Below are 19,643 nucleotides of genomic sequence, written 5' to 3' on the forward strand. Positions count from 1 at the left end.
TAAAATTCCCCTTTCCATCATTGATATACAACCTATCCAGAAGTTCTGACGCGCCTGGCAAAAACTCGTTACTACCTGTCACTACAAAAAGATCAAGGTCTTTATCATTATCGGCATCGAAAAAAACAGCATCCACATCCTCTGATGCTATATCTTCTAAAAAACTTTTCGAATGATCAGAAAAAGTACCGTTTTTACTCTGAATAAATAATCGCTTGGGGTTACCCGCCGCTCCACCTATATAAACATCATCAAGTCCGTCTCCGTTTGCATCCCCAATTGCCAGAGCTGGACCTTGAGTGGAAAACATCTGTTTTAAGAGGGCATCTCGGTTATAATCTACAAACTGGTTTTCCTGATGAGTATAATCTATTTTTACTGATTCAGTAGTGTTATAAAAGGGCTTAAAGCCGATATCTTTCTTTATAGTAAATTCCTGATCAGCCTGCTTATGATCTAAAGTTAATTGACTATCTGATTTTACGTTTTGCAGTACTTGCTTTTTATCATCCGGCCATATTACTTCTACAGAATCGATCATCTGTTCCCTGCCTAATCCAAACACAAGAGTTAAATCTACGGAAGATTGAAAACCCCTGTTAGGCATCTGTTGTAGTAACAAAGTCTTACTATTTTGATGCACATATACTTTTGCACCTATCCCATTCCGGTTTTTTTCTCCGCCTTTAAGATTTACACGCAGGTAGTGCTGCTTTAAATCTTCTGTTGCCTTGTTTTTAAATATTGACGCAAGGGCATTTACATTATTTACTACAAGATCCAGGTCCCCGTCATTATCTAAATCACCATAAGCGGCGCCATTAGAAAACCCCGGTTCGTTTAAACCCCATTCTTTCGCATTATTAACGAATTTTAAATTTCCAGTATTCTTGAAAGCATAATTCGGGATTGGTGTAGATGACATTTTAGATATCAATTGCTTATTGTAATCATATCCACCGCCGTTGATCGCTCCTTGCATCGCTTCTTCACTTCCTAAGAAATTTACAAAATCCTGATCCGTCAAATCGTTATAAATTCCGTTTGCGACGAAAATGTCTTTTAGACCATCATTGTCCATATCAAAAAGAAGCGCACCCCAACTCCAGTCTGTTGCATGCACACCTGAAAGCCGGGCTACCTCACTAAATGTTTGATCGCCGTTATTTAAATGCAACATATTCTGCATGTACTGATAATGAAAGTCTTTAGAAAACTTCAACTGCTGCAATTCATAGCTTTCATATTGGGAAGTTGTTTTTAACCGGACATCATCACCGGGGAGCATATCGGTAACAAAGATATCCAGGCTGCCATCGTTGTTAATATCAGCAATGTCAGCACCCATGGATGAAAGACTTTGGTGTTCCATCCATTCTTTACCAGCCTCCGTAAAAGTTCCGTTTTTATTATTGATATAGAGGTAATCTCTTTCGTAGAAATCGTTTGAAATAAAAATATCCGCCCAGTTATCATTATTGACATCGCCAATCGTTATACCCAGGCCGAAACCAATTAAACTGCCGTATATACCGGCCTGCTCGCTTACGTCTGCAAATTTTCCATTGTCATTACGAAGCAGCTTATCTCCCCCTAATTTATCCCGTTCATTCCTGATGTTAGTATAACCAAGTCGGCTTACCGGGTAAGAACTGTTATTAAGCAGATATACGTCCAAATCTCCATCTCTATCAAAATCGAAAAAAGCAGCATGTGTTGAATAACCTTGATCATCTAAAGAATATTCAGCCGCTCGTTCGCTAAAAACAGGAACTCCGTTTTGTGTTTTTCCACTATTTATGAAAAGCTCATTTTTACGGTTATCACCTGTAACTTCACCTGAATTGCAAACATAAATATCCAGATAACCATCCGCGTTTACATCAGCCATGGTAACGCCAGTACTCCATGCCTGATTACCTTCCACTTTAGCCTGTTCGGTAATATCTTCAAAAACAAAGTTTCCTTTATTTAAGTACAGGTGGTTCTTACCGGTGTTTGACGTTAAATAAATATCAGGTAAGCTATCGTTATTTACATCGCCAATAGCTACACCACCGCCATTATAAAAATTACGGTAACTAAAAATGTTCATCTCTGGTGTGCTTTCAACCGTATTGATGAAATGAACATTTGATTTATCGGGACTAATTTTCTCAAATAAGCCCAATTGAAGTGAGGTCTTCTTTTCGCAAGCAGAAAAAGTGAAAAGTATAAGTAATAATATGCAGATCTTTATTCTTCCTGTCATTCAATACTCCAAATCTACCCTATTGATAAAAGTTAGTTAATAATAAAAAAAGCAAGCTAAAATAACTTGCTTTTTTACAAAAATTCTATAATTGACGTCTTAGTAACCTGGGTTTTGTTTCAGATTAGGATTATTAGATATCTGTTGAGCAGGAACTGGAAATAACGAACGGTGTGGCTGACTATTTGATTTAAACTCCCATGAACTGCTCCATTTACCAAAACGAATCAGATCACTTCTACGCCAACCTTCCCAGGCAAATTCACGGCCGCGTTCTGCAAGCAATACATCAAGCGTAACAGAAGATAATGGTGCAGCTTTCGCGCGTTCACGTACGCGATTAACAAGAGTCAACGCCTCTGCTGAATTCCCCAGACGAAGTGATGCTTCCGCTTTCATTAAAAGAACATCAGCGAACCGAAACAGGACGAAATCATTATCCTGATCAAACCGATTATTGTTGGTTTGAACCTCGTATTTTACGTTACGAACACCTTCATTGGCAAAAGCTTTTTCTAATGAAGAAATTTTAGGTGTGAAATTCAATTCCTTGTTTACGTTGTCTACTGCATCAGTAAACCGGAGTACATTACCTGCTTTATCTTTCTGAGGACCTTCAAGCCAAATAGCTTTCCTTGCATCCCCATCAGAAAATGAGTTGTAAAAATCTGCACGAGTTGCAAATCCATTCCAAGGATTTCCTGGTAGTCCGTAAACGCCGCCCTGAGCATAGTGAAGTGTCCTCATTTGCCAATTCATACCTCCGGCCAGCACTTTATCGTACGGAACAGCCAGAATATTCTCACCGTACGTATTGGAATTGTTTCCGTTATTCACGGCGAAATTGTCCAGGTAGTTGGCAGTCAAAGAATAAGCTGCCGGAGAACTGATCACCGCGTTGGTAGCGGCTAACGCTTCCTGCCATCTCGGTGTTCCTGTGTACACCTGGGCGTTGAGATATACCTTAGCAAGCAATGTATTTGCTGCGCCTTTAGTAAAACGGCCATAAACTTGCTGCCCTTTTTCATCCCGAAGTTTAGGAAGAGCCTCGGTAATTTCTTTTACAACAAACGCGTAGACTTCTGCACGGGTATTTTGCACAGCATTTCCTGCGGGCGATGTTTCGGTAATTATTGGAACATTGCCGAACATATCCATTAACGAGTAATAGGCGAAGGCACGTAATAATCTCAATTCCGCTAAAATTGCATCTTTACCGTCAACCTGTAGCGTACTCCCAGAAATAGCCTTAATATTGATATTCGAACCTGCAATAACTCTATAAGCCCATTCCCAGGAACCGTTTATTTGCCCTGGAGATACTGGAGTCCAATCGTGTTTTGCCATCTGCTGCCAAGATGCGTTATCGAACCAATCCGGTCCACGGGTAGGAACAACCATTTCATCGGATGTCGCCGAATTAAGAACAGTAACCGGATCATAATATCCACGCAACTGACCGTAGGTTGCCCCTACAGTTGATAATAATTCTTTCTCATTTTGAGGAAATTTGGAAGCTTCAGCACGGTCGTAGACCTCTGGCTCCAACAAATCAGAGCAAGAGTTTAAACTTATTAAGATGACAGTTGTAAATACTCCTGCTATGATTCTGCTTGACTTAAATATTTTCATCATTTTTTTAATTAAATCATTCTTTATAAATACGAATATCTGCAAAACTTAGATTCTAAAATATCAACGAAAATCCAAGTGAGAAAGAACGCGTTCTAGGGTAAAATGTAATTGGCTCAATTCCCGGAGATAAATTTGCTCCTACATCAGAACCTCCATAAATATCACGGGTTGCACCTAATCTAGGTTCAGGGTCAATTCCACGATATTTAGTTAATACGAAAGTATTGTTTCCGGCAATATAAACCTGCGCATTAGAAAGGTATTTAACGAAGTTAGGCAAACGGTAAGCTAAACGGAAATTATCTAAGCGTACAAAATCGCCATCTTCTACCCATAAGCTAGAAAAGGCCGGTGATAGACCAGTAGGAATACCAGTAGAAAAGGCATCGACTAAAGCATTGTTGCCAGGAAACCTGTTCGGGTTCGCTGAATAAATATAAGGTCCGTTAACTATTTGATGTCCAAGTGCCCCACGTAGTAAGAAGTTAAAATCAAAACGCTTAAACGTAAAATTATTTCCCCAGGCAAATATCAGATCAGGTTGTGCACTACCAATGTACGTGCGATCCTTTCCGAACGGATCGTTACCGCCTCCGCCAAAATCTTGCCAGTTATACTTTGGTGAACCATCAGCATTTTTTCCGAAGCCGAGGAATTTGGGGCCGAAGAACTGACCAATCGGGTAGCCTTCCTGCAATACAACAGGCTGCGCGATACCACCCTGTCCGCTTCCATAACCACCATAGGTTCTTGGGGATGCGGGATTGTATGCAAATATACCTGATGACAGTGATTTGACTTCATTTCGATTATGTGCAAAATTTACATTAGTACGCCATTGGAAATCGGTCTTATCTATTGCGAGATAATCCAAAGCCAATTCCACTCCCTTGTTATTAATTCTACCAACATTAGCTAATACTGAACCAACAACAGCTGTCAAATTATCGCTTCCGTAAGTTGACCCGATTGCTATACCGTAATCGAACAGAACATCTTTTGTGTTTTTATTATAAAATTCCAGTGAGCCATTCAGTCTTCCCTTCAGGATACCAAAATCTAGCCCGATATTAGTCATCGCAGATGTTTCCCATTGCAGATCAGGGTTTGCATTCTGGCTGTAATTGTATGCTGTTTGGAATCCTCCATTGGTAAAATATGATCCCTGAGGGCCGTATAACAAACGGGAAGCGTAATCGTATATACCTTCCTGATTACCCGTTACACCATAACCGACCCTTAGTTTTAAATCGTCGATAAAGTCAACATTTTGAAGAAATCCTTCCTGTTTCAAGCGCCATCCTACAGAAACTGAAGGAAACCATCCCCATCGGTTATTTTCACCAAACCTCGACGAACCGTCCCGTCTGATATTGGCGGTCAGCAGATATTTATCATTGAAAGCATAATTTAAACGGCCAATAAATCCTACCAGGATCGCTTCTGATTTATACGACCCCACTACACGGTTAGTAGAACCGTCAGCATTATTGTTACCTGCAGAAAGCTGGTTATATCCAAACACATCAGGGAAACCAGTATTTGATGCATTGAAACCGTCATTAGATAACTTTTGGTAGGTATATCCTGCAAGAACATCAAACGAATGCTTTCCGGCAGTTTGAGAGTATTGCCCTGTCGCTTCAGTTAGACGGTCGATAACTTCCCGGGAATTGCGTGAAGCTGAAGACAAATCATTCCCTCCTGCTTTAAACGTACTTGGCCTGAAAAATCCACGGTTTTCGTTAAAACTATTGACAGATGTATTTAAACCAAAACGCAAGCCCTTAACCGGCGTGAAAAATACTTTAAGATTTCCGAGTGTTTCTCTTTGTTTTGCTTCATTGGTTAACTCTTCCATGCGAGCCACAGGATTTTCAATTTCAAACCCCCCAGGTATTCTCTTTCCATTAAATACGTCAAATCCAGCTACGCCAGGCTGCAGATAAGATCCCTGATCATTTCTAACAGGGAAAGTTGGGTTGATCCTACCTGCAAGCAAAAAAGAAAAATAATCTACAAATTGTCTGTTTGATTGTTGCTGAGATAACAATAATTGTACTTCAAGTTTTTCATCGAACATCTTTTGGCTCAGGTTCAGACGTGCATTTAGACGATCCATTCCAGAATTAAGGGCAATCCCAGGTTGGTCCATATAAACAACAGACCCACGATAATTAAAATTTTCAGCACCTCCGGATATTGAAAGGTTCTGATTGTGACTGATGGCATCGCGTGTAATTTCATCAAACCAATTGGTTCGCGCGCCATAATCATTAGCAGAAACATTTAAATTTAATTCACTTAGCTTGGAAACATATTCATCCGGACTTAAAAAGTCCAATACATTGGCAATCTGTTCCATCCCTGCATAACTATTCAACTCAACGGTAGCTTTGCCTGCTTTTCCACGTTTGGTAGTCACAATGATAACCCCGTTAGCTCCTCTGGAACCATAAATTGCAGCAGCTGAGGCATCTTTCAAAACATCCATTTGTTCAATGTCTTCCGGTGCAACACTATTTAAACTTACACCAGCTACACCATCAATTACAATTAGCGGTTCGCTGTTTGCACTTAATGATGAAGTCCCCCTTAAACGAATGGTAGGCCGATTATTAGTAGGATCACCGCCACTTGATACAATGTTCAAACCGGCTACTTTTCCTTGTATTGCTTGTAATGGGTTATTAACTACCCCAGCGTTAAGGTCTTTAGCAAGTACTGTAGCTGTCGCACCAGTTACATCTGATTTCTTTTGAGTGCCATATCCGACAACTACTACTTCACTTAATGAAGTATTACTTGGTTCAAGAGATACGTTGATTGATGTTCGTCCACCAATACTCACTTCAAGATTGTTGTAACCTAAATAAGAAAAAACCAGTGTGGTTGCATTATTTGGAACGGATATTCGATAGGTTCCATCAGGACCAGTACTTGTACCAATACTAGTTCCATTAACTTTGACAGAGACCCCTATTAAAGTTTGCCTGTCCTTAGTATCTGTAACCGTTCCGGAAATGGTTGTGTTCTGCCCATACGCAGAGCCAACGAACATTAGCAGAACAATACAAAAAAGAATCTTTGAAAGTAAAAGTTTTGTACCCATAGCTTATTAATTTAGTAGAAATGTTTAGTAAAGTTTTTGTTGTAAGAGCTTTGACTTTAATAATTATTTTTCCTCTTTAAAGATTGATGGTAAAGATTCTTCCTCTTGTAATTATATGGATTATTAAAGTTGTGTTAAATACGTTTTCAATAAGTTTAGTATTATTATATCTCGAATAAATTACTAAATATAAAGCAGTAATTAATTTAATTTAAGTTCCGGTACTGTTCCCGAAAAATAAAAATAGTTTATTTTTTTAAGACATCCAAAAATTATTGCATCAAATTATGAAAAATTTTAATTGAAATAAAGATTATCATAAATGTATAGTTTCCCGGGGTTTATGTATAATAAAACCAGTTCCTGGCATAGCTAAAAATATATTTAGATAAACAACAGCACGTCAGTTTTGAGCTTGAGGGTACATAAGGCTGATTACATTAACATTGAAAATCTGCAGTTGAAAGCATAAAATTAAAAGGACAAGATTTCTCAATATTTATTTATAAATTTTTTTTCGACATATTTAAAGCTATTACGTTGCAAAAGGATTTGGACCAGTGAGATGACAGGAAATGCTCGTACAAGTTTCGGAGGCACGACAATCAAATAGATTAAAATGAAAATTATAAAGGCACTTTTATACACCCTCATAGCGCTCGCATTAGTTATTTCTTTAAATACGAAATTCGGCGATATTCCACCAATGGGCAAATTTCTCGATCCCTTCCGGGGATTTTGGAAAAATGCTGAAGCTATTGATCAAAAGGTGGAGAAATCTTTTAATATTGATGGCTTGAAAGGGCCTGTCGAAGTCAAGTTTGATGAACAGATGGTACCACACATTTTCGCCGAAAACGATTACGATCTATATTTCGCCCAGGGATTTATCACTGCAAAAGATCGCCTCTGGCAGATGGATTTTCAAACACGTTTTGCTTCAGGCCGGCTCTCTGAAGTAGTGGGCCCAAAAGCTATCGAACTCGACAGGTATCAACGTAGAATGGGTATGGCCTATGGTGCAGAAAACATGGTAAAGGTGATGATGAAGGATCCTGAAATAAAGGAAACCATGGAAGCATATGCAGCAGGTGTAAACGCGTACATCCACTCATTGAAACCTGGAGATTACCCTTTAGAGTTTAAGCTTTTGAATTACGCACCGGAGGATTGGAAACCCTTGAATTCTGCATTGTTGCTTAAGCTTATGTCGGCCACGCTCGCCGGCGGGTCGAATGAATTCTACATGACAAACATTTTAAACAAGTACGGACCCGAAATAACACAAAATCTATTTCCAGATTATCCTTTTAAGGAAGATCCCATTATACCGAATGGCACCAAATGGGAATTCAACCCAATTCCTATTCCTCCAGCACCCGAGGTATTGAGCGAAAATAAAGCATCTTATCAGATAAAAACACGAGAAATCGAAGAGGGAATTGGAAGTAATAACTGGGCACTATCCGGTGCTAAAACCAGAAGCGGATACCCCCTGCTGGCCAATGATCCCCATCTGGACATCACGCTGCCATCCATATGGTATCAAATCCAGGTGGTATCGCGAGGTATGAACGTATGTGGAGTTTCTATTCCAGGCGCACCGGGTATTATTATCGGCTTTAATGAAACTATTGCCTGGGGCGTCACTAACGTTGGCGCGGACGTGCTGGATTGGTACAACATTAAATTTAAAGATGCTTCCCAAAAAGAGTACTGGTACAATAACAAATGGAACCCGGTTAGCGTACGCGTGGAAACCATTGGAGTTAAGGGGGGTAAAACAATAACGGATAGCGTTTATTACACCCACCACGGGCCGATCGTATATACTACCGAGCAGAGGCCAGTCGATTTTTCCAAGGCCGATAATATTCCAACAGGCCACGCTTTGCGCTGGGTAGCTCACGACGGCTCCAACGACGTTAAAACTTTCTATAAATTAAACCGGGCTAAAAACTACGCTGATTATCGGGAAGCACTTGTCCACTACTCCGCACCTGCGCAAAACTTTATTTTTGCGAGTGTTGAGAATGACATTTCTATAAGTCCCAGCGGATATTTTCCGGGTAAATGGCAGGGACATGGAAAATTTCTACTGGATGGTTCCCTTCCTGCTAACGATTGGAAGGGGCGTATTCCGGCTGACCAAAATCCAACAGTTAAAAATCCGCCTAGAAATTTCGTTAGTTCTGCTAATCAATCGTTAACTGACACGACCTATCCCTATTACATCAACTGGGAATTCGCACCTTACGAACGTGGGCATAGAATAAACCAGCGCCTTACCGTTATGACTAATGCAAATGTAGATAGCCTGATAAATTTGCAAAACGATAACTATAGTATACTGGCGGAAAATATTTTACCCACACTGATCGGGCTGGTGAACACGGACAGGCTGAATGCCAGCGAGCGTGAAGGCTATAATATAGTGAGCAGGTGGAATAAATTTTTCAATGCAGATGAAGTTGGTGCAAGTATATTTGAATTGTGGCATAAAGTCCTGGCTAAAGAAATTTGGCATGATGATCTGGGTGACCCAAAAGTTCCTATGCGATATCCTTCACGCGACAGAAGTGTTGAATTGCTTTTGAATGAACCCGATTCCCGCTGGTTCGACAACGTCCATACTGCACAGAAGGAAACCCGGACGGATGCAGTAAATAAAGCTTTTAAATTAGCAATTGATAGTCTCCACCGCCGGTTTGGACCCCTGAACGATGACTGGGGATGGGGGAATGTAAAACATACAAATGTGCCTCACCTGGCGAAAGTTGCCGGTTTCGGTTCTAAGTTTCTAAATAATGGGGGATCGAAAACGTCGGTTAATGCGATGAGTGAGAGCAATGGACCTTCCTGGAGGATGGTTGTTGCCCTAGGGAAAAATGTGAAGGCTTATGGTGTGTTTCCAGGCGGCGAATCTGGGAATCCCGGTAGCCCATATTACGACAATATGATTGATACCTGGTCTGAGGGAAAGTTGAATGAACTGATCTATCTCAAATCAAAGGACGAAAAATCAAAAAGCATAGTTAGTACCTGGAAAATGTCGAAGTGATAAGGGAAGTCAATTAAAAATTATCCGTCGACTAATTATAAATTATTAATATAAAAACATGTTATTACTCCTCATTGCCGCACTCTGTTTTGTTTTCCAGTTATTTCTTCCGTGGTGGATAATTACCCCATTGGCTTTTGGCGCAGCTTTCTGGAAGGCAGAAAATAGTACACATGCTTTTTGGTCGGGTTTTTTTGCCTTGTTCACTTTATGGATAATCCTTGGCTTATTTTATAGTATTCCTAATGAACATATCCTTGCCAACCGGGTCGGGGCTATGCTCGGCTTGCCCGAGACTACGGTAAACTGGGTGATCGTTCTTTTAATTTCAGGTATAATTGGTGGATTGACTACGGGCTTCTCAGCTCTGGCCGGCTATCATGTCCGTCAGGCGGTGGTAATACCTGAAAAGCAGGGAAGTAAATAAGCCATCAAATTGTATCTTTGGCGGTGCGAAAGATTACCCCCGATGATATATTTTCTATCCAGTATTCATCGCAATTCGAAAGTATTGCGTTAGAGATATTCCGATTCCAGGCTGAAAATTGCCGGGTTTACAAAGAATTTGTAGAAAATCTACGCATCAATTCTGCAGATATAGAAAGCATCAGTCAAATCCCCTTCCTTCCAATTGAATTCTTTAAAAACCGGGAGATAATCTCAGATTCGGGAGAACCCGAAGAAATCTTCACTAGTTCAGGCACAACAGGGATGACTCAAAGCAGACATCTGGTGCTCGACGTCAGTGTCTATGTTCAGAGCTTCAGAAAAGCATTTGAAATTTTCTATGGTGATATCACGAAATACGCTGTACTGGCATTACTGCCTTCTTATCTCGAGCGCGACGGGTCCTCGCTAATTTATATGGCGGATGATCTTATCAGCGCCAGTGATAACGATCATAGTGGATTTTATCTTTATGATCACAAAGCACTCCACGAGAAACTACTGGCACTAAAAAGATCGAAAACACCTTCAATTTTGATTGGCGTTACATATGCCCTTCTGGATTTCGTTGAAAGCCACTTTTTAGAGTTCCCAGGTTTAATAGTCATGGAAACCGGTGGAATGAAAGGAAAAAGAAGGGAAATGGTTAGAACTGAGTTACACGACAAATTATGCGCCGGATTTGGCGTGCCGGTGATCCATTCTGAATATGGCATGACAGAGCTTTTATCCCAAGCATATTCGCCAGGTGCGGGTATTTTTCATTGCCCACCATGGATGAAAATATTAATACGGGATACTAATGATCCCCTGGAGATACTGGGAGTCGGAGATACCGGTGGCATTAATGTGATTGATCTTGCAAATATTAATTCCTGTTCTTTTATTGCGACACAAGACCTGGGAAAAACTTCGAAGGATGGGACCTTCGAAGTTTTAGGCAGGTTTGATAATAGTGATATTAGGGGGTGTAACCTTCTCGTTCAATAAAAGTTATACGTTTTAAGTTACTAGACATTCTGTCTTATCGCCTTGCAAACGTATAACGTAAAACTTATGACGTACAACTTCATTTAAACATTAAGCTCCCAACCATCCCTATACTTGCGTTTCACAAACTGGTTAGCTTCATCGAAATTGGTAACTTTCATATTTGGTGAATCCCAAAGAAGCTTTTTATATCTGCCCGGATAACGGAAGCTATTACCATTAGGCACACGAAGATCAAATGCACGTAGTGCCAGATTTCCGATAAGCAATGACTCCGTTAAAGGACCTGCAACTGCGAAGTCTGAACTCAATTCCATTTTTCCATAACCAGCAATAGCCGCATCAACCCATTGAGTATAATGACCCGCTTCCTGCTCAGGTACCCGTGCAAGTGTTTCAGGCACGTCAACATCATCCATTCTTGAAAGAGGCAATAACCTGGCGTTCCTGCCATAAGTATCACAAAGCATTTTACCTTTCGTTCCTACAAAAAGAACACCGTTACCACCATCTCCGAATCTTTCGTCGGCTCCAAGTTCTGCTGGTCTTTCAGGCTGGATACCGCCATCCATCCAATGTAATCTGATAGGTGTATTTTTCTGTTTTTCAGGATTAAACGTCATAATCACATGTGACGAAGGAGGGCAACTTTCCGGGAAATATCCTCGTTTAAATTCATCAACATAGACGCTACCAACGCTACATTCCACTTCTGTCGGATATGTCAGTCCAAGGGTCCTAAATGGTGCATCGACTAAGTGACATCCCATATCGCCTATTCCTCCTGTTCCGTAATCCCACCATCCTCTCCAGTTGAACGGAATGAGTTTGTTTACATATTCTGTGTAAGGTGCCGTTCCCAGCCATAAGTTCCAGTCAAGTTCCTTTGGAACTTCTGCCTTAGTTGTTGGCCATGGAATACCCTGTGGCCATACCGGGCGATCCGTCCAGCAATAAACGGTATGAACATCACCAATTATTCCGGCATTATACCATTCCGTAAGTTTTCTTGATCCATCAGACGATGAACCCTGATTACCCATTTGAGTTACCACTTTATATTTCTTCGCCGCCTCTGTTAGTACCCTGGCTTCGTAAATATCGTGCGTTAAAGGCTTTTGAACATATACATGTTTCTTCTTCTGGATCGCGGCAAGCGTAATTATCGCGTGATTATGATCAGGGGTAGAAACAGACACTGCATCAAAATTACGATGTTCCTTATCAAACATCTCTCGCCAGTCTCTGTAATATTTAGCTTTCGGAAAATTCTTAACCGAAGCTGCGGCACGCCTGTCATCCACGTCGCATAAAAAGGCCACTTCCGCCTTTGGATTCCTTGCGAAGCCTGTAAGGTCACTTTGTCCCTTCCCACCTACACCAACTCCGGCAATTAGTAGTTTGTCGCTAGGGGCGATAAAACCCGGCCCGCCAAGTACATGCCTGGGCACGATCGTAAACGCTGCGGCTGCCACTGCCGCCGTCTTCACAAAATCTCTTCTTGAGGTGTTGTTTTCTTGTTTCTTCATTTACTTATTCTATTAAAATTATGAATTAGCCCACATGCGATCCCCTTTTTTGTAGGGAACGTTTCCATCATATCTGCCAGGTGTTTCTATATAGCGCATTGCCTTTGTCGATCCAACTTCAGACGTAAAAAATCCCAAAAGAGTTAATTCCTTTATCATCCTGAAATAGTGCGATGGTTGTTCCGTAGTTTTAGTTGACATATATGCCGTTTGCAAGCTATCCATCTTTACAAAAAAATCAGTGCGTTCTTTTAAATTGCATTCCATAAATGATTTCCCAGTTTCATCCTTGCACCTTTTTTCAAGCCTTTTGATGCCCTCGCGAAATATTCCCTGATCTTGAGGCGTATAGCAGTCTTTAACCATCACGGCCATAAACTCGCCCACCTTTGCCTCTTTCGCGCCGGGGGTACTGGTTGCGGGCAAAATAGTCTCCCCCATTTCGTTTAACAGCGCAATAGTTTCAACATCAAAAAAATCTGCAGCCTTCTCGGTACTGGTTTTACACCCTGTTTCCAGGAATATACTGGAACCAATAATAGTTCCTCCGAGAATCCAGCTTACCTGCATTATTGCTTCTCTTCTATCCATGACCTTAAATATTACCTTTTTTTAATTCGGTTACAGCGTGATCAACAGCCCTGGCCGTTAATGCCATATAAGTTAGTGAAGGATTCTGACATGCCGCGGAAGTCATAGCAGCGCCGTCAGTAACGTACACATTTGTTGCATCCCAAACCTGATTAAATTTATTTAAAACCGAAGTTTTAGGATCATGACCCATACGGGCCGTTCCCATCTCGTGGATCCCCATCCCAAGCGTATAGCCGTTGTCATAGGTCGTAACGTTTTTCAGGCCACCCGCTTCCAGCATGTCTTTTGCATCCTGCATCATGTCCTTACGCATCTTCATTTCATTGTCTTTGATTTCCGCATCGATAGCCAGAACATTAAGTCCCCATTTATCCTTTTTCGTTTTATCCAGGCTGACTTTATTTTCGTGATATGGGAGGGTTTCTCCAAATGCGGTAATGCCCATGGTCCACGCTCCAGGTTCGCATAAAGCATCTTTGAAGTCGCCGCCAATGTTCATTTCAGCGATATTCCTTCCCCAACCCTCTCTGCTTGCTCCCCCTTGATAACCAAATCCACGTATATAGTCGCGCTTTTCATCTCCCAGATTCCGGAAGCGGGGTATGTAAATCCCGGTGGGGCGGCGACCGTAATAATATTTATCATCATATCCCTCGGCCTGGCCCGAAGCGCCTAGCCGAAAATGATGGTCCATCAGATTATGCCCGAGTTCGCCGCTGCTGCTTCCTAAACCGCCTTCCCACACATCAGTCGCGGAATTCATTAATATCCATGTGGAATTCAGAGCCGATGCATTTAAGAAAATGACCTTTGCAAAATATTCATAGGTCTTGTTAGTTTCGGCATCCAGCACTTCGACGCCTTTAGCCTTCTTTGTATCCTTATCGTAAAGAATCTTAGTAACTATAGAAAAAGGACGAAGAGTTAGATTACCGGTTGCCACAGCTGCCGGCAACGTTGATGATTGCGTGCTAAAATAGGCGCCAAAAGGGCATCCCAACCAACATTTGTTTCGATACTGGCAATTTGTACGGCTTTGAAGCGGCTGGGTAATGTTGGCCACCCGGCCCATAACCATGTGACGTGCTCCTTTATAGTGATTTTTTACCCGGGCAGCCACATCCTTTTCGACAATATTCAGCTCCATGGCAGGTTGAAAATCGCCGTCTGGCAACTGCGGCAGACCGTCTCTATTTCCACTAATTCCGGCAAAACGCTCTACATAACCATACCATTTTTCCAGGTCTTTATAACGGATGGGCCAGTCAACGGCAATTCCGTCTTTTGCATTCGCTTCAAAATCCATTTCACTCAGACGGTAACTTTGCCTGCCCCACATCAGCGACCGCCCACCAACATGATATCCGCGGTACCAGTCAAAGCGTTTAATCTCCGTATATGGGCTTTCCAAATCTTTCACCCAGAAATCCAAATTCTTTTCATTGAGAGGATAATCCCTCTTCAGAACCGGATAGTTTTCAATCATCTCCTGCGTCCGGCCACCCCGGTGTGGGAAATCCCATGGATCTTTAGTCGCGTTTACATAGTCTTTAATATGTTCTATGTTTCTTCCGCGCTCAAGCATGATAGTTTTCAGGCCCTTTTCAGTAAGCTCCTTCGCAGCCCAGCCGCCGCTGATACCGGATCCTATTACTATCGCATCGTAAGTATTGTCTGCCATTTTGAGTTGTAAGTTATAGGTTGTAAGTTATACATCACACAAAGCCACCGCTTGTCTCAACGATGCCAATTTATCCGCTTTAACCGGGATAAATTCCTGTGCAACAAAACCTTTAAACCCTGTTTCAACAATCGCCTTCATTATTGCCGGATAATTTAGTTCCTGCAGTTCATCCAATTCATGACGGCCAGGAACACCGGCCGTATGGTAATGAGCTATGTATTGATGATTATTCTTAATAGTACGAATCACGTCGCCCTCATCAATCTGCATATGATAAATATCATAGAGCAACTTAAAATTGTCGGAACCCACTCGTTTTACAAGTTCAACTCCCCATGGGGTTTTATCACACTGGTAATCCTTGTGATCTATTTTACTGTTCAGGAGTTCCATCACCAGCGTCACCTTATGTTTTTCCGCAAGCGACATCAGTTGTTTAAGGCCTTCGGTACTATTAGCAAGTCCGGTTTCATCATCCTTACCTGCCCGGTTGCCGCTAAAGCAAATAAGGTTTTTATACCCTGACTTAGCAACCAAAGGGATCATTTCTGAATATTTCTCGATCAGCTTTGAATGATACTGTTTGTCGTTAAAGCCATGGATCAGATTAATTTCTGCACCGTTGCACATGCTTGACTCCAGACCGTATTTTTTAAGCGTTGGCCAGTCTTTAGGTCCGACAAGATCTATCCCCTTGATGCCTATTTCACGGGATGCAATACACAGTTCTTCAACTGAAAGCTGGCTAAAACACCATCTGCAAACAGCATGGTTGATATTTCCTTTATGTGGAACGGATTGGGCCGCTTGTACCGGGAAAGATGAAAACATGCCTCCCGCAGTTAATGCAGCCGTTCCAGCAATAATATTCTTTAGTGCCTTACGGCGATCCTCGTTTCTTGCCATTTTCCTTAAGTGTTAATACTGCACAGTAAAATATCTATTCTAACCTTCCCACCTCAATCCTTTCACCTTCAGTTTTCAGTTTTCAGTTTTCACCTACCGGTCCTCCAATTTCCTTAACGCATCCTCTTCCTTTTGATTAAACGTTAAAAGGAATAGAACCGCTACAACGCCAGCAATACCTGCTGCAACTAACCAAATAGATTGCCAGTCGTGTTGCGTATCAGAAATTTTGTAAGCATCACTAACCAGTCCCGCCACCCAAAAACCTATCAGCATTCCTACGCCATAAGTTGCAAGAGCTATAAGGCCCTGTGCCGCACTTTTATATTTTTTCCCAGCTTTGGAATCCGTGTAAATCTGGCCAGAGACGAAAAAGAAATCATAACAGATACCATGTAAAGCAATTCCTATGATGAGCATAAAACTTAGATCACTTGCATTGCCATAAGCAAATAATGCATATCGCGCTGCCCAGGCGAACATCCCCACCAGAATAGTTATTTTAAAGCCATACTTACTAAAGAACACTGGAAGCAATAGCAAAAACAATACTTCTGAAATCTGCCCTATGGTCATTTTGCCAGTAGGGTTTTCGACAGCAAGTTCCGTTAGAAAGAGGTTTGCATTCTGGTAATAGAACGCTAGTGGGATACAGATCAGTATGGATGACACGAAGAAAATCAGGAAGTTCTTATTGCTTAGAAGCTTCAAGGCATCGAGTCCAACAATATCAGAAATTGTAACTTTCTCCCCTTTTTCCACTGCCGGAGGTGTTTTTGGAAGGGTAAAGCTAAATAGTCCCAAAATGACAGAAACAATAGCGGCCATCAGGAAAGTATTCCTTAACAAGCCTTCAGATACTCCTTCCGGAGAATCCCAGTGGAAAAGAAAACTAATACATAGTCCTGCAACAATCCATCCTATGGTCCCCCAAATACGGATCGACGAAAATTCTTTTTCCGGATCTTTCATTTGCCTGAAGGAAACCGAATTTACTAACGCTAATGTTGGCATAAACATGACCATATAAGCAAAAACATATGGGTAAAAACCGGCGAAGTCCGTTGAATTATACATTTGAAACATCAGTACTGCTCCAATAAGATGAAGGATACCAAGGATTTTTTCCGCATTAAAATACCGGTCAGCAATTAATCCGATGATAAAAGGTGCGATGATGGCCCCGAAAGATTGTGTAGAAAAAACAGCAGATGCCTGTGCTCCGGTTGCGGAAAGCTCTTTGCCAAGGAACGTTCCAAGGGTAACAAACCATGCCCCCCAAATAAAGAACTCTAAAAACATCATCAGTGACAACTTAAAACGATTGGTCGGGGTCATACTAGTACTTGGTTTTTTAAATTAATTTGAATTTTAAAATGTTGAATAAAATTAAAATGCCTAATGTTAAATAGCTGAATATAAGGCAATGGTGTAGTTTATACACGAAGCTATTATATTTTTGCTCCTTAGATCAGACAAATGGCACTATTGCATTGTTGTAATTTAGTTTACTTGTATTAAATAAATGTATATTTTTATTTTTAAAATTCATACAATAAGAGAACAAAGAACAAGTAATTAAGAGAACAAAGAACAAGTAATAAGGAGTTAAGTCAAACGTCGATCAGTAAGAAAGCAGGAACCACTGAATCTTGAGCCGAAAGAAAATTAATTCTCTTTCCTTGTTTTGTTTTAACTCTCTTTGATGTCGGTTCTTGATTCTAGTAAAAATAACACAAGCAAATAAAATTTCCAATCCTTAGGGGAAGCATATAAAACGTAACAATTAACCATGAGAAACTCAACCAAAACATTCCTGGCTGTGGGAGTACTGCTATCGCTGCTCTCGTTCAGTCTGTTGAAACAAACCGTAAAACCACGAATCCTGGTTTTCAGTAATACCGCCGGCTTCCGCCATGAATCAATAGCTGCTGGCAAAGCTGCTATAATCAAAATGGGAAAAGAGCAGGGATTTGATGTGGATACTACCGAAAGCAGCAGTTATTTTATGGAGGACTCCCTTAAGAAATACAAAGCTGTCGTGTTTTTGAATTCGACAGGAAATGTCCTCAACGCTCCTCAGCAAATAGCGTTTGAAAGATATATACAGGCTGGCGGCGGCTTTGCAGGTGTACATGCTGCGGCTGATACTGAGTACGACTGGCCGTGGTATGGGAAATTGGTTGGCGGATATTTTTTAAGCCATCCTAAAACCCAGGAAGCAGTTGTGAATGTAACTGACCGCACCAATATGGCAAGCAGCCATTTGCCCGAAAGATGGAAGCGTGTAGATGAATGGTATAATTATAAAAACCTTAACCCGAATGTAAAAGTCCTGGCTTCGCTGGATGAATCCACTTACGAAGGCGGAAAAAATGGAGCTAACCACCCCATTGCATGGTATCATCAATATGATGGAGGACGCGCGTTTTATACAGGAATGGGCCATACTAAAGAATCTTATGCAGATCCTTTATACCTTAAGCATCTTTTAGGTGGGATAAAATTCGCCATCGGCACTAATGTTACGCTCAACTACTCCCGTGCAACTACACCGAATGCACCCGAAGAAAACCGGTTCGTTCGTAACGTACTGACTCAAGGAACATTATTTGAGCCTACTGAAATGACGATTCTCCCGAATCTCGACGTTCTGATCGTTCAGCGCCGGGGAGAAATCATGCTGTTAAAAGGAGCAACAAAAGAAATAAGCCAGGTCGGATCATTGGATGTTTATTCTAAAACTTCCACTCCGGGAGTCAATGCTGAAGAAGGAATACTCGGAATAGCTGCTGATCCTAAATTCAATGAAAATAACTATGTATATATATACTATAGTCCTATAGATACTTCAGTGAACCGCTTGTCGCGATTTAAATTCGTGAACGATAAATTAGACAAGTCTTCAGAACAGATTATTCTGCAACTCTATTCACAGCGAGAAATCTGCTGTCATACCGGCGGGTCGATTGCATTCGGGCCAGACGGTCTTTTATATTTATCTACGGGCGATAACTCAACACCATTTGATGTTCCTAACCAGCAAATTACAAATAAAGGTTTTGCGCCTTTGGACAATCGTCCGGGACTGGAGCAATATGATGCAGGCCGAAGTGCGGGTAACACAAACGATCTTCGCGGAAAGATCATTCGCATAAGGGTTAAGGCAGACGGCTCTTATGAAATTCCGGAAGGAAATCTTTTTCCGCCAAACACTCCTCAAACCAGGCCGGAGATTTACGTAATGGGTAATAGAAATCCTTATCGGATATCTGTCGACAGTAAAACTAATTTTCTTTATTGGGGAGAAGTTGGCCCGGACGCAAATAATGATATTCCGGAAAGGGGGCCAAGAGGATACGATGAAATAAATCAGGCCCGGAAAGCGGGTTTCTTCGGCTGGCCATTCTTTGTTGGGAACAACTACGCTTATA

Annotated in this window: 12 protein-coding genes; 4 read left to right on the plus strand and 8 right to left on the minus strand. The window is 41.3% G+C overall.

Translation table 11 applies throughout. The features are described 5' to 3' along the window. The 3 genes from WBJ10_RS09580 to WBJ10_RS09590 all read right to left on the minus strand — a co-directional run. Nucleotides 1–2,251, minus strand: a 2,251-nt coding sequence (locus tag WBJ10_RS09580; RefSeq protein WP_424289685.1) for a VCBS repeat-containing protein, incomplete at its 3' end; no start/stop codon positions are given. Between the two features lie 99 nt (nt 2,252–2,350). Continuing rightward, complete coding sequence (locus WBJ10_RS09585; RefSeq protein WP_424289687.1) at nt 2,351–3,886, minus strand: RagB/SusD family nutrient uptake outer membrane protein; 1,536 nt, start codon at nt 3,884–3,886, stop codon at nt 2,351–2,353. Between the two features lie 52 nt (nt 3,887–3,938). Continuing rightward, entirely contained in the window at nt 3,939–6,998 is a 3,060-nt protein-coding gene (locus tag WBJ10_RS09590) for a SusC/RagA family TonB-linked outer membrane protein (protein ID WP_424289689.1), read from the minus strand. A 619-nt stretch (nt 6,999–7,617) separates the two neighbouring features. Between WBJ10_RS09590 and WBJ10_RS09595 the strand changes: the two genes are divergently transcribed. The 3 genes from WBJ10_RS09595 to WBJ10_RS09605 are packed head-to-tail and all read left to right on the plus strand — an operon-like array spanning nt 7,618 to nt 11,496. Beyond that, a complete protein-coding gene (locus WBJ10_RS09595; RefSeq protein ID WP_424289691.1) occupies nt 7,618–10,059 on the plus strand; it encodes a penicillin acylase family protein in 2,442 nt (813 codons plus the stop codon). Between the two features lie 58 nt (nt 10,060–10,117). Beyond that, a complete protein-coding gene (locus WBJ10_RS09600) occupies nt 10,118–10,486 on the plus strand; it encodes a hypothetical protein (RefSeq protein WP_424289693.1) in 369 nt (122 codons plus the stop codon). 23 nt (nt 10,487–10,509) lie between these two features. Then, the gene (locus WBJ10_RS09605) at nt 10,510–11,496 is read left to right on the plus strand and encodes an acyl transferase (RefSeq protein ID WP_424289695.1); all 987 of its coding nucleotides are present in this window, start codon (nt 10,510–10,512) and stop codon (nt 11,494–11,496) included. A gap of 83 nt (nt 11,497–11,579) precedes the next feature. On the opposite strand, the gene WBJ10_RS09610 is transcribed toward WBJ10_RS09605, so the two are convergent. From WBJ10_RS09610 to WBJ10_RS09630, 5 genes are all read right to left on the minus strand, one after another. Further along, complete coding sequence (locus WBJ10_RS09610; RefSeq protein ID WP_424289697.1) at nt 11,580–13,025, minus strand: Gfo/Idh/MocA family protein; 1,446 nt, start codon at nt 13,023–13,025, stop codon at nt 11,580–11,582. Between the two features lie 18 nt (nt 13,026–13,043). Then, nucleotides 13,044–13,616 carry a gluconate 2-dehydrogenase subunit 3 family protein gene (locus tag WBJ10_RS09615; protein ID WP_424289699.1) on the minus strand — a complete coding sequence of 191 codons (573 nt, stop codon included), beginning with the start codon at nt 13,614–13,616 and terminating at the stop codon, nt 13,044–13,046. A 4-nt stretch (nt 13,617–13,620) separates the two neighbouring features. Beyond that, a complete protein-coding gene (locus WBJ10_RS09620) occupies nt 13,621–15,300 on the minus strand; it encodes a GMC oxidoreductase (protein ID WP_424289701.1) in 1,680 nt (559 codons plus the stop codon). 27 nt (nt 15,301–15,327) lie between these two features. Continuing rightward, entirely contained in the window at nt 15,328–16,209 is an 882-nt protein-coding gene (locus WBJ10_RS09625) for a hydroxypyruvate isomerase family protein (protein WP_424289703.1), read from the minus strand. Between the two features lie 93 nt (nt 16,210–16,302). Further along, the gene (locus tag WBJ10_RS09630) at nt 16,303–17,547 is read right to left on the minus strand and encodes a nucleoside permease (protein ID WP_424289705.1); all 1,245 of its coding nucleotides are present in this window, start codon (nt 17,545–17,547) and stop codon (nt 16,303–16,305) included. A gap of 454 nt (nt 17,548–18,001) precedes the next feature. On the opposite strand from WBJ10_RS09630, the gene WBJ10_RS09635 reads away from it, so the two are divergent. Then, nucleotides 18,002–19,643, plus strand: a 1,642-nt coding sequence (locus WBJ10_RS09635) for a ThuA domain-containing protein (RefSeq protein ID WP_424289707.1), incomplete at its 3' end; no start/stop codon positions are given.

The organism is Daejeonella sp. (assembly GCF_049655485.1).
In the GTDB taxonomy this organism is placed as follows: Bacteria; Bacteroidota; Bacteroidia; order Sphingobacteriales; family Sphingobacteriaceae; genus Daejeonella.